General features: G+C 68.5%; 17 protein-coding genes. 9 read left to right on the plus strand and 8 right to left on the minus strand.

From position 1 onward, the window contains the following. The 3 genes from QP029_RS09215 to QP029_RS09225 are packed head-to-tail and all read left to right on the plus strand — an operon-like array spanning position 1 to position 1,432. Positions 1–297, plus strand: a complete 297-nt coding sequence (locus tag QP029_RS09215; RefSeq protein ID WP_284874023.1) for a hypothetical protein — start codon at positions 1–3, stop codon at positions 295–297. Positions 298–340: 43 nt separating this feature from the next. After that, entirely contained in the window at positions 341–508 is a 168-nt protein-coding gene (locus QP029_RS09220) for a DUF3117 domain-containing protein (RefSeq protein WP_284874024.1), read from the plus strand. Positions 509–541: 33 nt separating this feature from the next. Further along, a complete protein-coding gene (locus QP029_RS09225) occupies positions 542–1,432 on the plus strand; it encodes a methyltransferase domain-containing protein (protein ID WP_284874025.1) in 891 nt (296 codons plus the stop codon). Here the strand turns inward: QP029_RS09225 and QP029_RS09230 are convergent. Next, positions 1,383–2,843, minus strand: coding sequence for a GH32 C-terminal domain-containing protein (locus QP029_RS09230; protein ID WP_284874026.1), 1,461 nt, complete (start codon positions 2,841–2,843; stop codon positions 1,383–1,385). The genes QP029_RS09225 and QP029_RS09230 overlap by 50 nt on opposite strands. Positions 2,844–2,878: 35 nt before the next feature. Then, on the minus strand, positions 2,879–4,051 hold the full coding sequence (gene glgA, locus QP029_RS09235) for a glycogen synthase (RefSeq protein ID WP_284874027.1): 1,173 nt from the start codon (positions 4,049–4,051) through the stop codon (positions 2,879–2,881). 120 nt (positions 4,052–4,171) lie between these two features. Between glgA and glgC the strand changes: the two genes are divergently transcribed. Further along, entirely contained in the window at positions 4,172–5,389 is a 1,218-nt protein-coding gene (glgC, locus tag QP029_RS09240; protein ID WP_284874028.1) for a glucose-1-phosphate adenylyltransferase, read from the plus strand. 26 nt (positions 5,390–5,415) lie between these two features. Here glgC and QP029_RS09245 read toward each other — a convergent pair whose 3' ends face one another. Together QP029_RS09245 and QP029_RS09250 are read right to left on the minus strand one after the other, a co-directional pair. Further along, positions 5,416–6,201 (minus strand): hypothetical protein, encoded by a 786-nt coding sequence (locus tag QP029_RS09245; protein ID WP_284874029.1) that lies wholly within the window; start codon positions 6,199–6,201, stop codon positions 5,416–5,418. Position 6,202: 1 nt separating this feature from the next. Continuing rightward, on the minus strand, positions 6,203–6,835 hold the full coding sequence (locus QP029_RS09250) for an O-methyltransferase (RefSeq protein WP_284874030.1): 633 nt from the start codon (positions 6,833–6,835) through the stop codon (positions 6,203–6,205). Positions 6,836–6,985: 150 nt separating this feature from the next. On the opposite strand from QP029_RS09250, the gene sigE reads away from it, so the two are divergent. The 3 genes from sigE to QP029_RS09265 are packed head-to-tail and all read left to right on the plus strand — an operon-like array spanning position 6,986 to position 8,603. Continuing rightward, a complete protein-coding gene (gene sigE, locus QP029_RS09255) occupies positions 6,986–7,630 on the plus strand; it encodes an RNA polymerase sigma factor SigE (protein ID WP_284874031.1) in 645 nt (214 codons plus the stop codon). A 49-nt stretch (positions 7,631–7,679) separates the two neighbouring features. After that, positions 7,680–8,108, plus strand: coding sequence for an anti-sigma factor family protein (locus QP029_RS09260; RefSeq protein ID WP_284874032.1), 429 nt, complete (start codon positions 7,680–7,682; stop codon positions 8,106–8,108). A gap of 36 nt (positions 8,109–8,144) precedes the next feature. Next, positions 8,145–8,603: a twin-arginine translocase TatA/TatE family subunit gene (locus QP029_RS09265; RefSeq protein WP_284874033.1), complete on the plus strand. Its 459-nt coding sequence runs from the start codon at positions 8,145–8,147 to the stop codon at positions 8,601–8,603. A 15-nt stretch (positions 8,604–8,618) separates the two neighbouring features. On the opposite strand, the gene QP029_RS09270 is transcribed toward QP029_RS09265, so the two are convergent. From QP029_RS09270 to QP029_RS09280, 3 genes are read right to left on the minus strand one after another with little or no spacing between them, the layout of a single operon-like run. Beyond that, on the minus strand, positions 8,619–9,749 hold the full coding sequence (locus tag QP029_RS09270; RefSeq protein WP_284874034.1) for an Mrp/NBP35 family ATP-binding protein: 1,131 nt from the start codon (positions 9,747–9,749) through the stop codon (positions 8,619–8,621). Between the two features lie 25 nt (positions 9,750–9,774). After that, positions 9,775–10,341 (minus strand): DUF1003 domain-containing protein, encoded by a 567-nt coding sequence (locus QP029_RS09275; RefSeq protein WP_284874035.1) that lies wholly within the window; start codon positions 10,339–10,341, stop codon positions 9,775–9,777. Further along, positions 10,334–11,632 carry a magnesium transporter MgtE N-terminal domain-containing protein gene (locus QP029_RS09280; protein WP_284874036.1) on the minus strand — a complete coding sequence of 433 codons (1,299 nt, stop codon included), beginning with the start codon at positions 11,630–11,632 and terminating at the stop codon, positions 10,334–10,336. The genes QP029_RS09275 and QP029_RS09280 overlap by 8 nt, the downstream gene beginning before the upstream one ends. A gap of 110 nt (positions 11,633–11,742) precedes the next feature. Here QP029_RS09280 and QP029_RS09285 point away from each other — a divergent pair, with 110 nt between their 5' ends. Continuing rightward, a complete protein-coding gene (locus QP029_RS09285) occupies positions 11,743–12,294 on the plus strand; it encodes a YflT domain-containing protein (RefSeq protein WP_432418674.1) in 552 nt (183 codons plus the stop codon). A 10-nt stretch (positions 12,295–12,304) separates the two neighbouring features. Next, on the plus strand, positions 12,305–12,976 hold the full coding sequence (locus QP029_RS09290; protein WP_284874037.1) for a type 2 periplasmic-binding domain-containing protein: 672 nt from the start codon (positions 12,305–12,307) through the stop codon (positions 12,974–12,976). 113 nt (positions 12,977–13,089) lie between these two features. Here QP029_RS09290 and QP029_RS09295 read toward each other — a convergent pair whose 3' ends face one another. Then, entirely contained in the window at positions 13,090–16,833 is a 3,744-nt protein-coding gene (locus QP029_RS09295) for a multifunctional oxoglutarate decarboxylase/oxoglutarate dehydrogenase thiamine pyrophosphate-binding subunit/dihydrolipoyllysine-residue succinyltransferase subunit (RefSeq protein WP_284874038.1), read from the minus strand. Positions 16,834–16,948: the final 115 nt, after the last annotated feature.

Raw genomic sequence — 16,948 nt, forward strand, 5'->3', positions numbered from 1 at the left:
ATGCTCTCCTGGATCCTGCTCATCCTCGTGCTCGCCGCCCTCGTGGCGGTGGGGACGTGGCTGTGGGGGACCGTGTTCGGGCGTGGTGAGGTCCTGCCACCCATCGGGGATCCCGCGACGGTGCGGGACGCGAACCGGCGGGCGGTGACCGACGGAGATCTCGGCGCGGTGACCTTCGAACTGGTACCCCGGGGGTACCGCCCGGAGCAGGTCGACGACGTCATCGCGCACCTCGCGTGGCAGCTGGCGGAGGCCCGGCGGGAACTGTCCGGACGCCCGGGGGCGGAAAAGGACTAAACTGGTCGGGGTAAGCGATCCGAGTAAAAGGAGACAACTCAACATGGCAGCAATGAAGCCGCGCACCGGTAACGGTCCCATGGAAGCGGTCGAGGAGAGCCGGAAGATCGTCATGCGGATCCCCTCCGACGGTGGCGGACGCCTCGTCGTCGAGATGAGCAAGGAAGAGGCCGCCGAACTGGGTGCCCTGCTGACCGCCGCCTCAGAATAGGTCGCGCATCGGCGCGGCGGGTACGCTGTTGCCATGCTCTCCGACATCATCGACGTGCTCGCCGATCCCGTCGACGGCAGCCCGCTGTCCGGCGCGGATGACTTCACCCGCCTCGTCTCCGAGTCCGGCCATTCCTACGACGTCGCCCGCCAGGGGTATGTGACGCTGGCGGACGGTTCCGGCCTGAACCACCACGGCGACAGCATGGCGATGGTGCTCGCCCGGGAGACGTTCCTCTCCGGTGGCCATTTCGCGCCCTTCGTCGAGGCGGTCACCGCCGGGGTGCATGAGGCCCTCGAGGACAACGACGTCCCGCTGCAGGCCCGCCCCGTCATCCTCGAGGTCGGCGCCGGCACCGGCTACTACCTCTCCCACACGCTTGACGACGTCGCCGACTCCCGCGGCGTCGGCCTCGACGTCTCCGTCCACGCCGCGAAGCATCTGGCGAAGTGTCATCCCCGGGTCGGTTCCGTCGTCGCCGACGTGTGGGAGCGGCTGCCCCTGCGTGACGGGTCGGTCGACGCGATCACCGTCGTCTTCGCCCCGCGCAATGCCGCTGAATTCCACCGTGTCCTCACCCCCGGCGGTCAGGTCATCGTCCTCACCGCTGAGCAGGGCCACCTCGACGAACTGCGGGAACCGCTGGGCATTCTCGGGGTGCAGGAGGCCAAGGTCGAGCGGATGATGGAGAAGTTCGACGGCCTCTTCGACCTGGTGGACGCGGATTTGGTCGAGTTCCCCATGACCCTGGACCGGGACTCCATCGCCGCCCAGATCGGGATGAGCCCCTCGGCGCGGCACATCGGCCCCGAGGAGCTGGCCTCCCGTCTGGCGGCGCTGCCGCCGACCATGACGGTGACGGCCCGCGCCCGACTCACTCGTCTGGCGAAGGTTCCCCGTAGTCCGGAAGATTCCCCGAGCTGACCGGCGCCCGGTCCCAGGCACGGAGAATCTCCGCGTCGCCGGTGGTGGTCACGCTGATCCCGGAGCACCCACCGTCGATGTAGACGCGGCTGGCCATGGCGACCGCGCCACCGTCGGCGAAGATCTCCACGGTGGATCCGTCGACGAAGATCGACAGGGAATCGGTGTCACCCTCCGCCAGGTCCGCCACGGCCTCGGCGTCCCCGGCGTGGTGCGGATTCATCGACCGGTCGATGCGCAGCTGGTCCCCGGAGTGGGTGATGCGGGCGGCGGTGGCGCCGGCGGCGTCGACAACCTCGGCGACGAGTTCGGAGCCCGCCGGGACCTCGCACAGCCCGGTCCAGGAACGCGCGGCGTGGGTCCGGGTGATCGCCTCCGGCAGGCCGGCGGGCGGGGTCTGGAACAGCACGCCGCCTTGCAGCGTGATCACGCGGGGCAGGGAGATGACGTTGGCCCAGCCCTCCTGAGCCAGAGACAGGTGGCGGTCATCGACGTCCTTGCGGCCCACGCCGTTGAGCAGACCGAACAGCACCGACCGGTGGTACCGCTCCTCCGCCGGCACGGTGTCGGCGGTGACGTTGGTGTTGCGCGGCCGGGTGAAGTCGTGGCCGTGGTCCACGTGGGTGAAACTGGTGCGGACCTCGAACTCGGCCCCGGTGAGCGTACCCACCAGGTAACCGGAGATGTCCAGGCCGTCCTGCTCGATGGTGACCATGAGAACGTCGTAGATCTCGCCGTCCACCTCGTCGCGCAGGCGCAGGATACGGGGGCCGACGAGGACCGAACCGGCGTCGAATCCCGGCTCACCGGTGAAGGTCATCGGGCCGACCAGTTCCCAGGTGATCCCGTCCGGGCTGGTGAGCACCACCGGGGTGGGATCACCGCTGCGGCCGGTGACCGCGAGCATGAGCCAGCCGTCGTGACCGGCCTCGCGGTTATCCTCCGACTCCCAGTCCGGGACGACGCAGGGGGAGCGGAAGCGGATGTGGCCCTCGAGGTCACCGACGACGTCGCCGATGCGACGCACCCGGGTGTCCACCGCGAACTCGTCGTCGGAGACGGGGCACAGGTCCTCCAGCTCCGACAGCTTCGCCAGCTGGATGGAGGTGCCCGCCGCGGTGACGGAGGTGAAGTAGAGATCGGCGCCGAGCCCGTCGGCGGAGGCGACGACCGCACCCGCCCGCAGGCCGGTCTCCCCACCGACCGGGGCGATCGCGTCATCGCAGACCTCCCAGTCGAAGGGACCGTCCTCGGAGACGACGTGCGCCCACCGGGCCGGGGAGTCCGGGGTCGGGCGGTACTGGTGGAACAGGTGCCACGTGTCGCCGTCGAGCAGGACGCCGGCGGGCGCGTCTAGGATGCCCGACTCTGCGGTGACGTGGAGTTCGGGCCGGTGGGAGCTGTAGCTCACTGGGTGTTTCCTCCTGGTGGGGTCTGTGGGCGGGATCAGAGCAGTGACTTGTACACGTCGACGGTCTGCTGGGCGATGGTCTCCCAGGAGAAGTCGTCGACGGCGCGCTGGCGGCCGGCCTCACCGAAGGTGCGGGCACGGTCCTGGTCACCGACCATGGCGTTGACCGCGGCGGCGAGGTCGCGCTCGAAGGCCTCGGCGTCATTCTCGTCGTAGTGGACCAGGGTGCCGGTCTCCCCGTCGACGACGACCTCGGGGATGCCGCCGACATCGGAGGCGACGACGGCGGTGCCGCACGCCATGGCCTCGAGGTTGACGATGCCCAGCGGCTCGTAGATCGACGGGCACACGAAGGTGTCCGCGGCGGTGAGGATCTCCTGGATCCGTTCCTTCTCCAGCATGTCCTGCACCCAGAAAATGCCGTCACGCTGCGACTGCAGTTCCTCGACCAGGGCGGTGGTCCGCGCGGCGATCTCCGGGGTGTCCGGGGCGCCGGCACACAGCACCAGCTGCACGCCCTCATCGAAGTGGGCGGCGGCCTTGACCAGGTGCTCCACCCCCTTCTGGCGGGTGATGCGGCCGACGAAGGCGACGATGGGGCGGTCCGGATCGACACCGAGCTCGGTGAGGACCGAGTTCTCGGCGTCACCGAAGGTGGGACGCGGCTGCCACAGCTGCGTGTCGATGCCGTTGAGCACCACGTGCACCTTCTCCGGCGCGATGCGGGGGTACGCCTCGAGGATGGAGTCCTTCATCCGGGCGGACACGGCGATGACGGCGTCGGCGTACTCCATGGCGTTGCGCTCCGACCAGGAGGAGACGTCATAGCCGCCACCGAGCTGCTCCCGCTTCCACGGGCGGTGCGGCTCCAGCGAATGGGCGGTGGCCACGTGTGGGATCTCGTGCAGCAGGCCGGCGAGGTGGCCGCCGAGACCCGCGTACCAGGTGTGTGAGTGGACGACCTCGACGTTGTCGGCGGCCTGCGCCATCCGCAGCCCGGTGGACAGCGTCCTGATGGCCGGGTTGGCGTCCTCCAGGGCCGGGTCGACCCCGTGGACGAACACCCCGGGCATGTCGCGGGGGGCGCCCATACAGTGGACGTCCACCTCCACGATGTCGCGCATGAACCGGGTCAGCTCCGTGACGTGGACGCCCGCGCCGCCGTAGACCTCCGGCGGATACTCTCTGGTCATCATTCCGACTCTCATGCCCTCCGAGCGTAGCCACCGCCGCGCCCGCCTGCAGGGGGTGCCGGGGGTAGTGGGGCAGCGTGGGTGGAATGGGGGCTTCCCCGGCAAAAGTTCCCGAACACACATAGATTGGAAATTGTGAAGACTCAGCCGAATGTTCTAGCCATCGTTCTCGCCGGCGGCGAGGGTAAGCGACTGTTCCCGCTCACCGAGGACCGGGCCAAGCCCGCCGTCCCGTTCGGCGGCACGTACCGTCTCATCGACTTCGTGCTGTCCAACCTGGTCAACGCGGGTTACCTCAAGATCGCCGTCCTGACCCAGTACAAGTCGCACTCTCTCGACCGGCACATCTCGATGTCCTGGTCGCTGCACGGTCCGACCAGCCAGTACATCGCGTCGGTGCCGGCGCAGCAGCGTCGCGGCAAGCGCTGGTTCACCGGTTCCGCGGACGCGATCGTGCAGTCGCTCAACCTCATCTACGACGAGAGCCCCGACTACGTCATCGTCTTCGGTGCGGACCACGTCTACCGGATGGACCCGTCCCAGATGGTCGAGGAGCACATCGCCTCGGGCAAGTCCTGCTCGGTCGCCGGCATCCGGGTGCCGCGCGCGGAGGCCACCGCCTTCGGCTGCATCCAGTCCGACGATGAGGGCAACATCACCGAGTTCCTGGAGAAGCCGGCCGATCCGCCGAGCACCCCGGACGACCCGGATGTCACCTACGCGTCCATGGGCAACTACGTGTTCACCACCGACGCGCTCATCCAGGCGCTGCTGGAGGACGAGAAGAACGAGGACTCCGACCATGACATGGGCGGCGACATCATCCCGCACTTCGTGAACAAGAACGACGCCCACGTCTACGACTTCAGCTCCAACGAGGTCCCCGGTTCCACCGAGCGCGACCAGGGCTACTGGCGTGACGTCGGCACCATCGACGCCTTCTACGAGGCGCACATGGACCTCATCTCGGTGCACCCGGTGTTCAACCTGTACAACCGCCTGTGGCCGATCCACTCCACCGATGACTCGAACTTCCCGCCGGCGAAGTTCACCCAGGAAGGTATCGCCCAGTCCTCCATCGTCGCCCCGGGGTCGATCATCTCCGGCGGCACGGTGCGCAACTCGGTCCTCGCCGGTGACGTCCACGTCGCCGAGGGTGCGACGGTCGAGGGGTCGGTGCTCATGCCGGGCGTGCGCATCGGCAAGGGTGCGGTGGTCCGCCACGCGATCCTGGACAAGAACGTCTACGTCCGTGAGGGTGAGATCATCGGCGTCGACCGTGGCCGCGATGAGGCGCGGTTCAAGATCTCCGCCGGCGGCGTTGTCGCGGTGGGCAAGAACGAGGTCGTCTAAACCTCAGACCGACGGGCCACGGGCAGTCAGCGGAAAGGCTGCTCGTGGCCCGTTGGCATGTCCGTGCGGAGCCGGCCCCAGGCCAGGCTGCGGTCGTCACTCACCGAGAGACGCGGGAACGTGCTCGCCTCCGGGTCGGACGCCTCCAACGTCTCCAGCTCCCCCAGGAGCTTGTCGACGCCGCCTCCTTCCGCCACCTCCAGCAGTCCCCGCCAGGTGAGCAGACCGAAGGTGTCGACGGCCGCGCTCATCCCGTCGGAGCACACCGCCACCCGGGTGACCTTCCGTCGGGGATAGCGCACGGTGTGGAGGTGGGCGACGATCTCGGCCGGGTCGGTCCAGTCGGAGACGACCCACCGGCCGTCGGCGGTGTTGCGGGCCGCCCGTTCCCGACGCTGCAGGTCGGAGATGTCGCGGCGCCGGGACTGCTCGAGCAGCCAGCTCTCCCGGGTGGTGAATGCTTCGTCGGTGATGACGTCGATGCCGGTGATCGTCTCCACGATGACGGGACTGTCGGCGATCACCGCCACCGCCACCGTGGCAGCGTTCCAGCAGACGACCGACAGGGTTGAGGTCACGCCATGGGTGCCGCACTCCCGTTGCGCACGGGTCAGAGCGTGGTGCACGTCGGTGAGGAGGGTGCCGGGGGTGGGGGAGAGGGCGTCGACAAGCGAGGCGACGAAGTCGCTGGTGCGCGGCGCCAGCGCGGGATCGAGCGGGGTGGCGCCGTCGGCGACGACGAGATGGCGGGGACCAGCGTGGACGGCGTCCTGCGAGCGGGGTTTCGCCGACCAGCTCCACGCCCGCGACATGTCAGGCGCGGGTGATGAGGGTGAGACCGGCACCCAGCGGCAGGCGGGTGACCAGCGCCCCCTCCAGGCTGCGGGCCAGCTCGTCGGCCTCCCGCGCGGCGGCGGTGTCACGGTCCCTGCGGGACTCGTCGGCGAGGGTCCCGTCGAGCAGCGCGTCAGCGAGGACGAGGGTACCGCCCTGAGTGAGCAGCGGCCAGGCGGTCGTGATGACGGTGGGCAGTTCCACCGGCGGGACCTCGACGTAGATCACCTGGTAGGCACCGTTGGCCAGCCGGCCCATGACGTCGAGCGGGCGCGACGGCAGGAAACGTGCGCGGGAGGGGGCGAACCCGGCGTCGCGGAAGGTGGCCCGGGCCTGCGTCTGGTGCTCGGCCTCCGGGTCGATGCACGTGAGGGTGCCGGTGTCCCCGAGGCCGCGGAGGAGGTAGAGACCGACGACGCCCGCGGCGGGGGTGACGGCGACCGCCCCCGTGGAGCGGTCATTCGCCGAGGCGGCGGCCAGGGTGGTCAGCAGCTGGCCCGTCATCTCGTCGGGCACCCGCAGGCCGAACTCCTCGGCGTCCCGCCGCGCCGTGGCCAGGGCCTCCGACACGTCAGAGGTGGATTCGATGTAGGTACGCAGTGCATCAGTCACGTCCCCGAGTCTAGGGGGATCGGTCGGAGGGGGAGCGGGACACGCGAGAATGTGACGGATGGGGTCGAAGTGACCCGGTAGGCTGCCTTCACAGAACTTTGCCAGACCACTGTGTAGAGATCTGCAGTGGGATGTAGCACAATTGTCTCCATGACGAGGACGAGCACGCCCGCCGACCACGCCGACAGCTCCGTTGACGACCCTGAAGGATTGACGGAGGATCTGACCGGCACCGCGGCCTTCGACGCCGGACACGGCGACATGCCGACATGGGGTGAGCTGGTCGCTGAACACGCTGACAGCGTCTACCGCCTCGCCTTCCGCCTCTCGGGTAACCCGCATGACGCGGATGATCTCACCCAGGAGACGTTCATGCGCGTCTTCCGCTCCCTCAAGCACTACCAGCCCGGCACGTTCGAGGGTTGGCTGCACCGCATCACCACCAACCTGTTCCTCGACATGGTGCGCCACCGCAACAAGATCCGCATGGAGGCCCTGCCCGAGGACTATGAGCGGGTCCCCGGCACCGACATGACCCCGGAGCAGGCCTACAGCGTGGCCAACCTGGATCCGGCGCTGCAGGACGCGTTGGACGGTCTGGGCCCGGATTTCCGTGTCGCCGTCGTCCTCTGTGATGTCGTCGGCATGAGCTACGACGAGATCGCTGACACCCTCGGCGTGAAGATGGGCACGGTGCGCTCCCGCATCCACCGCGGCCGTTCCCAGCTGCGGGCCGCACTCGAGGCCGCCGCCGTGGAGGACGAAGGCGCGAAGCTGCTGCTCCGCACCCGCTAGACCATTGCGGAGTACAATGGTCCGGAACGTGAGGTGAGGAGGCCTGCTGGTGAAGCACCCGAATCTGTCGACGCTGGGGCTGCCGGGCAACCGGAGCGGCCGCAGCCGCCCGCGCCGGTCCCGTAAACCGCGTGAGTTCGCGTCCGTCGAGCATCTCAGTCCCGAGGCTGTGGCGGCCTTCGTCGACGGCGAGCTCACCGACGGGGCCCTGCACCGCGCCCGTGTCCACCTCGTCCACTGCGGGGAGTGTCGCGCGGAGATCGAACGTCAGCGCAACGCCTCCGAATGGTTGCGCGGCTCCAACATCACCCCGGAGGTGCGGGCACCGGAGGATCTGCTCGCCCGTCTCGCGGGGATCGCGTCGGGTCCGTTGCGGCCCGGCCCGGACGCCGAGTCCACCCCGACGCCGCTGCCGGAGGGACTGCTGGACAAGATGGAGATGATCCGGCGGGCGATCCGCCGTAACCAGGGGCGCTGACCTGCCCGCCTGACGCCTGCAGTCTAAGGTGGATGTGTGTTTGAGAGTATCGGTTGGCTGGAGATCGCCACGCTGTTGATCGTGGCGCTCATCGTCGTCGGCCCGGAACGCCTGCCCGGCCTCATCGAGGACGTCCGGGCCGCGATCTTCGCCGCCCGACGGGCGATCAACAACGCCAAGAAGGAACTCAACGGTGACTTCGGTTCGGAGTTCGACGAGTTCCGCAAGCCGATCGAGCAGGTCGCCCAGTACACCCGCATGGGCCCACGGGCCGCCATCACCAAGGCGCTGTTCGACGGGGACGACGCCTATCTCGACGACTTCGACCCGAAGAAGATGATGGAGGAGGACCCGCGACGGCCCGCCTCCGAACAGCCCGGACGGGAGCAGATGCCGCCGAAGAATCAGCAGAACCCGCCTGCTCCGCCGTCGCAGCAGCCCGGGAAGGGCGACTACGCCGGTGGGGGCGGGTTCTCCTGGGCCGACATCACCTGACCATCACCTGATCAGCTATTTTCGGGTGACTCCCAGGCCGAGGGACTTGCCGGCGAGGGAGTCGCGGCGCACGACCAGCTGGTCGGCGATCTCCCGGACCGCCCGGCCGGCGGGGGAGTCCGGCTCCGAGATGGCGATGGGGTTGCCGTCGTCGCCGTGGACGCGCAGCTGCGGGTCGAGGGGGATCTGACCGAGCAGCGGGACGGTGCCGCCGGTGAGGACGGAGAGCCGCTCGGCGACCTGCTGGCCACCGCCGGAGCCGAAGACGTCCATGGTGGTGCCGTCGGGGAGCACCATGGCGGACATGTTCTCGATGACGCCGGCGACCCGCTGGCGGGTCTGCTGGGAGATGGAACCGGCGCGCTCGGCGACCTCGGCGGCGGCGTTCTGCGGGGTGGTGACGATGAGCAGTTCGGCGTTGGGCACGAGCTGGGCCACGGAGATGGCGACGTCGCCGGTGCCCGGGGGAAGGTCCATGAGCAGGAAGTCCAGGTCACCCCAGAACACGTCGCCCAGGAACTGCTGGATGGCGCGGTGGAGCATGGGGCCACGCCACACGACAGGCGCGTTGCCGTCGACGAAGTGGCCGATGGAGATCATCTTCACGCCGTGGGCGATCGGCGGCATGATCATGTCGTCGACGGCGGTGGGGCGCTGGTCCGAGCCGAGGAGCCCGGGCACGGAGTGGCCGTAGATGTCGGCGTCGAGGACACCGACCTTGAAGCCCTGGGCCGCGAGACTGACGGCGAGGTTGACCGTCATGGAGGACTTGCCGACGCCGCCCTTGCCCGACGCCACCGCGAACACGCGGGTGGTGGAGTCCGGCTGGGCGAAGGGGATGACGGGTTCGGCGGCGTCGCCGCGCAGGGAGGTGCGCAGCTCACGACGCTGCTCATCGCTCATGACGTCCGTGGTGACGGTCACCGACTCGACCCCGGCGACCTCCTCGACCGCGGCCCGGGTGTTCTCGGTGATGGTGGACTTCATCGGGCAGCCGGCGATGGTGAGGTAGACCTCGACAGCGACATCCGGGCCGTTGATGTCGATCGACTTGACCATGCCCAGTTCGGTGATCGGCTTGCCGATCTCTGGATCCTCTACGCGGGAGAGCGCGCTGCGGACAGCGGATTCGGTGATAACACTCATGACGGGGTCAATGGTAGTACGCGCGTCAACGATCCCGGTCGTCGGCTACCTCGCCCTGGATCGGCTCGGTGAGGTCCTCGGCGGAGTCGATGACGTCGGCCGAGACGTCGTCGAGCTTGGCCTCGATGCGCTCCATGAGACCCTGCAGGTCCTCCAGCTCGCGACGGAGGTAGTCGCGGGAGACCATGTCGCCGAGGGCCAGGCGCACACCGGCGAGCTCGCGGGCGAGGAACTCCGTGTCGGCCTTGGTCTGCTCGGAACGGCGACGGTCGGCGCTCACGGTGATCTTGTCCCGGTCCTCCTGGCGGTTCTGGGCCAGCAGGATGAGCGGGGCGGCGTAGGCCGCCTGGGTGGAGAACGCCAGGTTGAGCAGGATGAAGGGGTAGGGGTCCCAGTTCCACCAGAAGCCGCCGATGTTGAGGGCGATCCAGATGACCACCAGCACCGTCTGCCACATGAGGTACTGGCCGGTGCCGAAGAAACGGGCGACCTTTTCGGCGGCGGCGCCCACGGCGTCGTCGTCAAGCGTGAAGAACCTCCGACGACGCACACCCACCGGGGTGTCGAGGTCGAAGCGGTGGTAGTCAGCCACGGGTCACCTTCCTGTGGTGCGGGTCGGGGCGCAGACCCTCGGAACGCCAGTCCTCCGGGAGGAGATGGTCGAGCAGGTCATCGACGGCGACGGCGCCGAGCAGGTGCTTGTCCTCGTCGAGGACCGGCCCGCACACCAGGTTGTAGGTGGCGAAGTAGCGGGCGGCGGTCTCCTGGTCGTCGTCGGCGTACAGCGGCGGCAGATCCGGGTCGAGGATGCCGGACACCAGCGTCGACGGGGGTTCTCGCAGCAGCTTCTGCAGGTGCACACAGCCGAGGTACTTGCCCGTCGGGGTCGCCGTCGGCGGGCGGACGACGAACACCATCGACGCCAGCGACGTCGGCAGGTCGGGGTCGCGGGCCAGCGCCAGCGCCTCGGCGACCGTGGTCTGCGGGGTGAGGACGAGCGGCTCCGGGGTCATGAGCGCACCGACGGTGTCGGGGGAGAAGCTCATGAGGCGACGCACCGGGGCGGACTCCTCCGGGTCCATGAGCTCGAGGAGGACCTCGGCCTTGGCGTCGGGCAGCTCCTGGAGAATGTCGGCGGCGTCATCCGGGTCCATTTCCTCCAGGACGTCTGCGGCTCGCTCGATGTCGAGGGTCTCCAGCAGCTCGGCCTGGTGATCTTCCGGCAGCTCCTGGAGGATATCCGCCAGGCGTTCGTCGTTGAGCTGGTTCGCCAGCTGGTGACGCATGCTCGAGGACATGCTGTGCAGCGAGTTGGCCACGTCCGCCGGGCGCATCTGGTCGAACTCGGCGATCTGCTCGGCGAGGGTGTCGGTCGGGCCGACACCCGCCGCGGTGACACCGTGGACGTGCTGCCACGGAACGGTGAACAGCTCCGGCGAACGGCCGAACTTGGGCCGGGACCCGAACACCGCCACCCTGGTGATCACCCAGTCGCGGGTGCGGGTGCGCTCGATCTCCACGTCGGCGATCTCCATCGGTTTACCGTGCAGCTGGTCCAGCTCAGGGTCGTCGGTGTGGACCTTCGACCCGATGAGGTCGCCCATGATGGTGACCTCGCCGGTGCGGACCTGGAAGGCGCGCATGGACACCGAACCGGTGGTCAGCGTGATGTCTCCCGGCTCGATGGCGCCGACCCGGAGCATGGGGACGAAGATGCGGCGCTTGTTCACCAGCTCGATGGCCAGACCCAGGACACGGGAGGGCTGGCCCTGCGGGCGGATGTTGACCACGACGTCCCGGACGCGCCCGATCGGGTCCAGATCAGGGCCTCGGACCTGGAGTCCGGCCAGACGGCCGGCGTACACACGGGTGATGGCGCTCATGGTTCACCAGTCTAGACTGCGCTGGTCCCGGGGCCGAACGGGAACTTCCCCGACCGCCCGGGCGTTGTACATGTGTCATCAAACCCATGCCCGGAAGGATCTGATCACCTGTGACCACGCCCCGTACCCCCGGTTCCGCCTCCGGTTCCGCTTCTGACGCCCGCCGGAACGCGCAGCTGCGCCCCCGCCCGACAGGGTGGCCCGTCGGCAGCTTCGACTCCTACGTCGACGCGCAGGCGGCCGTGGACACCCTCTCGGACGAGGAGTTCGACGTCTCCAAGGTCACCATCGTCGGCGTCGACCTCATGGAGGTCGAACGCGTCATCGGCCGGTTGACCTGGGGCCGGGTCATCGGTGGCGGCGCACTCTCCGGCGCCTGGATCGGTATCTTCTTCGGCCTGTTCATCAGCCTGCTCGGCCTCGGCGGCGGGCTGCTGACCCCGCTGCTCATCGGCATCACCATGGGTGCCGTCTTCGGCATCATCATGGCCGTGGTGCCCTACGCCTTCTCCGGCGGCCGCCGCGACTTCACCTCCCAGACCCAGATCGTCGCCGGGCGTTACGACGTCCTGTGCGAGCCCGACCTGGCGCCGCGGGCCCGCGACATCATCGCCCGCACGGGACTGGACCGCGGCACTCAGGCCCCGGACACCGAGGGGTAGAATCCTGCTCATGCACCGCCGACGGATCACCCGACTGAGCACCGCCGCCGTGGCGCTGGCCGGCACGGCCACGCTGGTGGCGTGCTCCAACGCCGAGCCGACCCGGGACCCCGTCAACACCCTGACCAAGCCGGTCACCATCTCCGTGAGCGCGAACTCCCTGGAGGAGATCGTCCTCGGTGAGATCTACCAGCAGGTTCTGCAGGGGCAGGGGCGTAACGCGAACATCCACATGGACACCCGGCAGATCAAGCGGGACCCGATCGAGCGGCTGCGCAGTGGCGCCGCCGACATGATCATCGGCTGCACCGGCGCGCTGCTGTACACCCAGAACACGGATGAGGCGGAGGCGATCTCCGAGGAGTACGCACAGGGCGCGGCCTCCCCGAACGCCGGTGACCTCAGCGACCGGACCTACACGGAACTCATCGGTTCCCTGCCCGGCGGGCTCGGTGCCCCGAACCCGTCGTCGGCGGTGGGCTGCGAGCAGCACGATCTGCCGCCGATCCCGCAGAACATCGTCCCCATCTACCACCGGGACCTGCTGGTGCGGGAGGAAGAGCAGCGGATCAACGAGGTCACCCGGCTGCTGACCACGGGTGACCTGGAGTCGCTGACCGAGGAGGCACACGAGGAGGAGTCCGTGTCCACCGCGGTGGCGGAGTGGCTGGCCAAGTACTAGCCCCCGCACCGGGCCCGGACCCGCACCGCGTGCGGACCGCACGCTGACCCGGGACATGGGGAAGACCCCGGCGTCGAGAAGTTCTCTCGACGCCGGGGCCTTGTGCCGGGTGCCTATTCCGCGGCGAATGCCTCGTCGATCAGCTGGGCCTGCTCCAGCTGATGGACCTTGGCGATACCGGTCGCGGTCGAGGACTGCGCACGGCGGGAGATGCGACGCATCTCCGGCATCTCGGGGATGAGGTTGCGCAGGTGCTCGTTGTAGAACGGCCACGGGCCCTGGTTGGCGGGCTCGTCCTGGACGAAGCGGATCTCCTTGGCGTTCGGGTAGGACTCGAACGCGTCGCGCAGGCGGTTGAAGGGGATCGGGTGCAGCATCTCGACGCGGACAATGGCCACGTCCTCGCGCTTGTCCTTGGCGCGGCGCTTCTCCAGCTCGTAGTAGATCTTGCCGGAGCACAGCATGATCGTCTCCACTTTGTCGGTGTCACCGATGACGGTGCCCTCGATGTCGACCAGGCGCGGGTCGTTGATGACCGACTGGAAGGAGTCGACCTCGGTGAAGTCGGCGACGGAGGAGGCGGCGTCCTTGTTGCGCAGCATCGACTTCGGGGTGAAGACGACGAGCGGGCGCTTCATGGTGCCGAGCGCGTGGCGACGCAGCAGGTGGAAGTGGTTCGCCGGGGTGGTCGGCTGCGCCACGGTCATGGAACCCTCGGCGCACAGCTGCAGGAAGCGCTCGATGCGGGCGGAGGAGTGGTCCGGGCCCTGACCCTCGTAGCCGTGCGGCAGGAGGAGGATGAGGCCGGAGGTCTCGCCCCACTTGGCCTCGCCGGAGGAGACGTACTCGTCGATGATGGTCTGGGCGCCGTTGGCGAAGTCGCCGAACTGTGCCTCCCAGGCCACGACGGCGTCCTGGTTGCCCAGGGTGTAACCGTACTCGAAGCCCATGCCCGCGTACTCGGTCAGGGCGGAGTTGTAGACGAGGAACTTGCCGTCGCCCTTCTCCTGCGCCAGGTCGTTGAGCGGGTTGAACTCCTCACCGGTGCGGGGGTCGTACGCGATGGCGTGACGCTGGGTGAAGGTGCCGCGGCGGGAGTCCTCGCCCGCGAGGCGGACGAGCTTGCCGGAGTTGGCCAGGGAGGAGAAGGCGATGAGCTCGCCCCAGCCCCAGTCGATGCCACCCTCGGTGACGGCCTCGGCGCGCTTCTTGGCCACCGGTGCCACACGCGGGTGGAACTCGAAGTCCTCCGGCGCGTTGGCGTAGGCCTGGCCGATCTCGACGAGCTCCTCGCGGGTGATGGAGGTGTCCAGGCCGCGGGTGAGCTCCTGGGAGCCGGTGATGCCGGTCTGCTCCTGCGGGCCGGCCTTGTCGGACTCCTTGACCTCGTTGAAGACGGACTCCATCTGGTCGTGGAAGTCGCGGGCGGCTGCCTCGGCATCCTCGGCGGAGAGGTCACCACGGCCGACGAGGTCGTCGGTGTAGCGGGCACGCACGGAGGCGCGGTCGCCGATGACCTCGTACATGAGCGGCTGGGTCATCGACGGGTCGTCGGCCTCGTTGTGGCCGCGGCGGCGGTAGCAGACGAGGTCGATGAAGACGTCCTTGCCGAAGCGGCGGCGGTACTCGGTGGCCAGCTGGCCGACCCAGACGACGGCCTCCGGGTCGTCGCCGTTGACGTGGAAGACGGGGCAGTCGAAGCCCTTGGCCAGGTCGGTGGCGTAGTGGGTGGAGCGGGAGGAGTCCGGGGTGGTGGTGAAGCCGATCTGGTTGTTCACCACGATGTGGACGGTGCCGCCGACGGTGTAGCCGCGCAGGCCGGCGAGGTTGATCGTCTCCTGCACGATGCCCAGGCCGGCGAAGGAGGCGTCACCGTGGAGCATGAGCGGCATGACGGTGAAGCCGTCCTCGCCCTTGTTGAGGATGTCCTGCTTGGCGCGGGCGATGCCCACCATGACCGGGTCGACGGCCTCGAGGTGGGAGGGGTTGGCGGTGAGGGAGACCTTGATCTCGCCGTCGCCGAACATCTGCAGGTGGCGGCCCTGGGAGCCGAGGTGGTACTTCACGTCGCCGGAGCCGCCGATCTGGCCCTGCTTCATGTTGCCCTCGAACTCGTTGAAGATCTGGGCGAGCGGCTTGCCCACGATGTTGAACAGCACGTTGAGGCGGCCGCGGTGCGGCATGCCGATGACGACCTCGTCGAGGCCCTGGCCGGCGGCGGTGTCGATGGCGGCGTCCATGAGCGGGATGAGGGACTCGGCGCCCTCGAGGGAGAAGCGCTTCTGGCCGACGTACTTGGTCTGCAGGAAGTTCTCGAAGGCCTCGGCGGCGTTGAGCTTCTGCAGGATGTACTTCTGCTCGGCGTTGGTCGGCTTGGGCATGCCGGCCTCGAGGCGGTCCTGCAGCCACTCGCGCTCGTCCCGGTCGAGGATGTGGGTGTACTCGGAGCCGACCTTGAGGGTGTAGGCGGCGCGGAGCCGGGAGAGGACCTCGCGCAGGGTCATGGTCTCCTTGCCGCCGAAACCGCCGACGTGGAAGACGCGGTCGAGGTCCCAGATGGTCAGGCCGTGGGTCTCGATGTCGAGGTCGCGGTGGTCCGGGGAGTGCAGGCCCGGCTGCTTCCAGTTGAGCGGGTTGGTGTCGGCGATGAGGTGGCCGCGGGAGCGGTAGGCCTCGATGAGCTGCATGACGCGGGTGTTCTTGTCCAGCCCGCGGTTGGGGACGTCCTGTGCCCAGCGCATCGGGGCGTAGGGGATGTTCATGCGCTCGAAGATGTGGTCCCAGAACTTGTCGTCGACGAGCAGCTGGGACATGGTGCGCAGGAATTCACCGGATTCCGCACCCTGGATGACGCGGTGGTCGTAGGTGGAGGTGATGGTGACCAGTTTGCCCACGCCCAGCTCGGCGAGGCGGTCCTCGGAGGCGCCGGCGAACTCGGCCGGGTAGTCCATGGAGCCGACACCGATGATGGTGCCCTGGCCCTTGGTCAGGCGGGGGACGGAGTGGCGGGTGCCGATACCGCCGGGGTTGGTCAGGGAGACGGTGACCCCGGTGTAGTCGTCCATGGTGAGCTTGCCCACGCGGGAGCGGGAGACGATGTCCTCGTAGGCGTCGAGGAACTCGTCGAAGTGCATCGACTCGGTCTCCTTGATGGCGGCGACCACGAGGGCGCGGGAGCCGTCCTTCTGCGGGAGGTCGATGGCCAGGCCGAGGTTGATGTGCTCCGGGGTGACCACGGAGGGCTTGCCGTCCTTGACCTCGTAGGAGACGTTCATGTCGGGGTGGGCCATGATGGCCTTGACCATGGCGTAGCCGATGACGTGGGTGAAGGAGATCTTGCCGCCGCTGGTGCGCTTGAGGTGGTCGTTGACCATGGCACGGTTCTCGAACATGAGCTTGACCGGCATGTCGCGGACGGAGGTGGCGGTGGGGACCTCGAGGGACTCGTCCATGTTCTTGGCGATCGCCTTGAACATGCCCTTGAGGGCCTTCGTGCCCGGCTCGGGCTTCTCGGTCTCGGCGGCGCGGTCGACGGGGGAGACCTGCTTCTTCTTCGGGCGGGCCGGGGACTCCTTTTTGGTGGTCTGCTGGGCCCGGGCGGCCTCCTCGTTGACCACGGTGGTGCGTTCGACGGACTTGTCCGAGCCGAGCGGACCGGCGGCGGGCACGGAGGAGGGCTCCTTCTTCGCGGACACTGCACCCGCACCGGACGCGGTCGCGGATGCTGAGGTGGGGGCGCCGTTCTTGTCGAACAGCTCCCGCCATTCCCGGTCCACGGACTGCGGATCCTTCTGGTACTGCTGGAACATCTCGTCTACCAGCCACTCGTTCGGGCCGAAAGTACTTGCGCTGCTCACGGCAGGTGCTCGCCTCATTTCCTTGCTCTTCATGTGCGCTCGTTATGTGGTCGTTAGATCACACGGTAATAGTTCACTACAGGGTAGCGTGTCGCATCCCGGCTTCCGGCACTGC

This window comes from Corynebacterium suedekumii (assembly GCF_030252185.1).
Taxonomy (GTDB): domain Bacteria; phylum Actinomycetota; class Actinomycetes; order Mycobacteriales; family Mycobacteriaceae; genus Corynebacterium; species Corynebacterium suedekumii.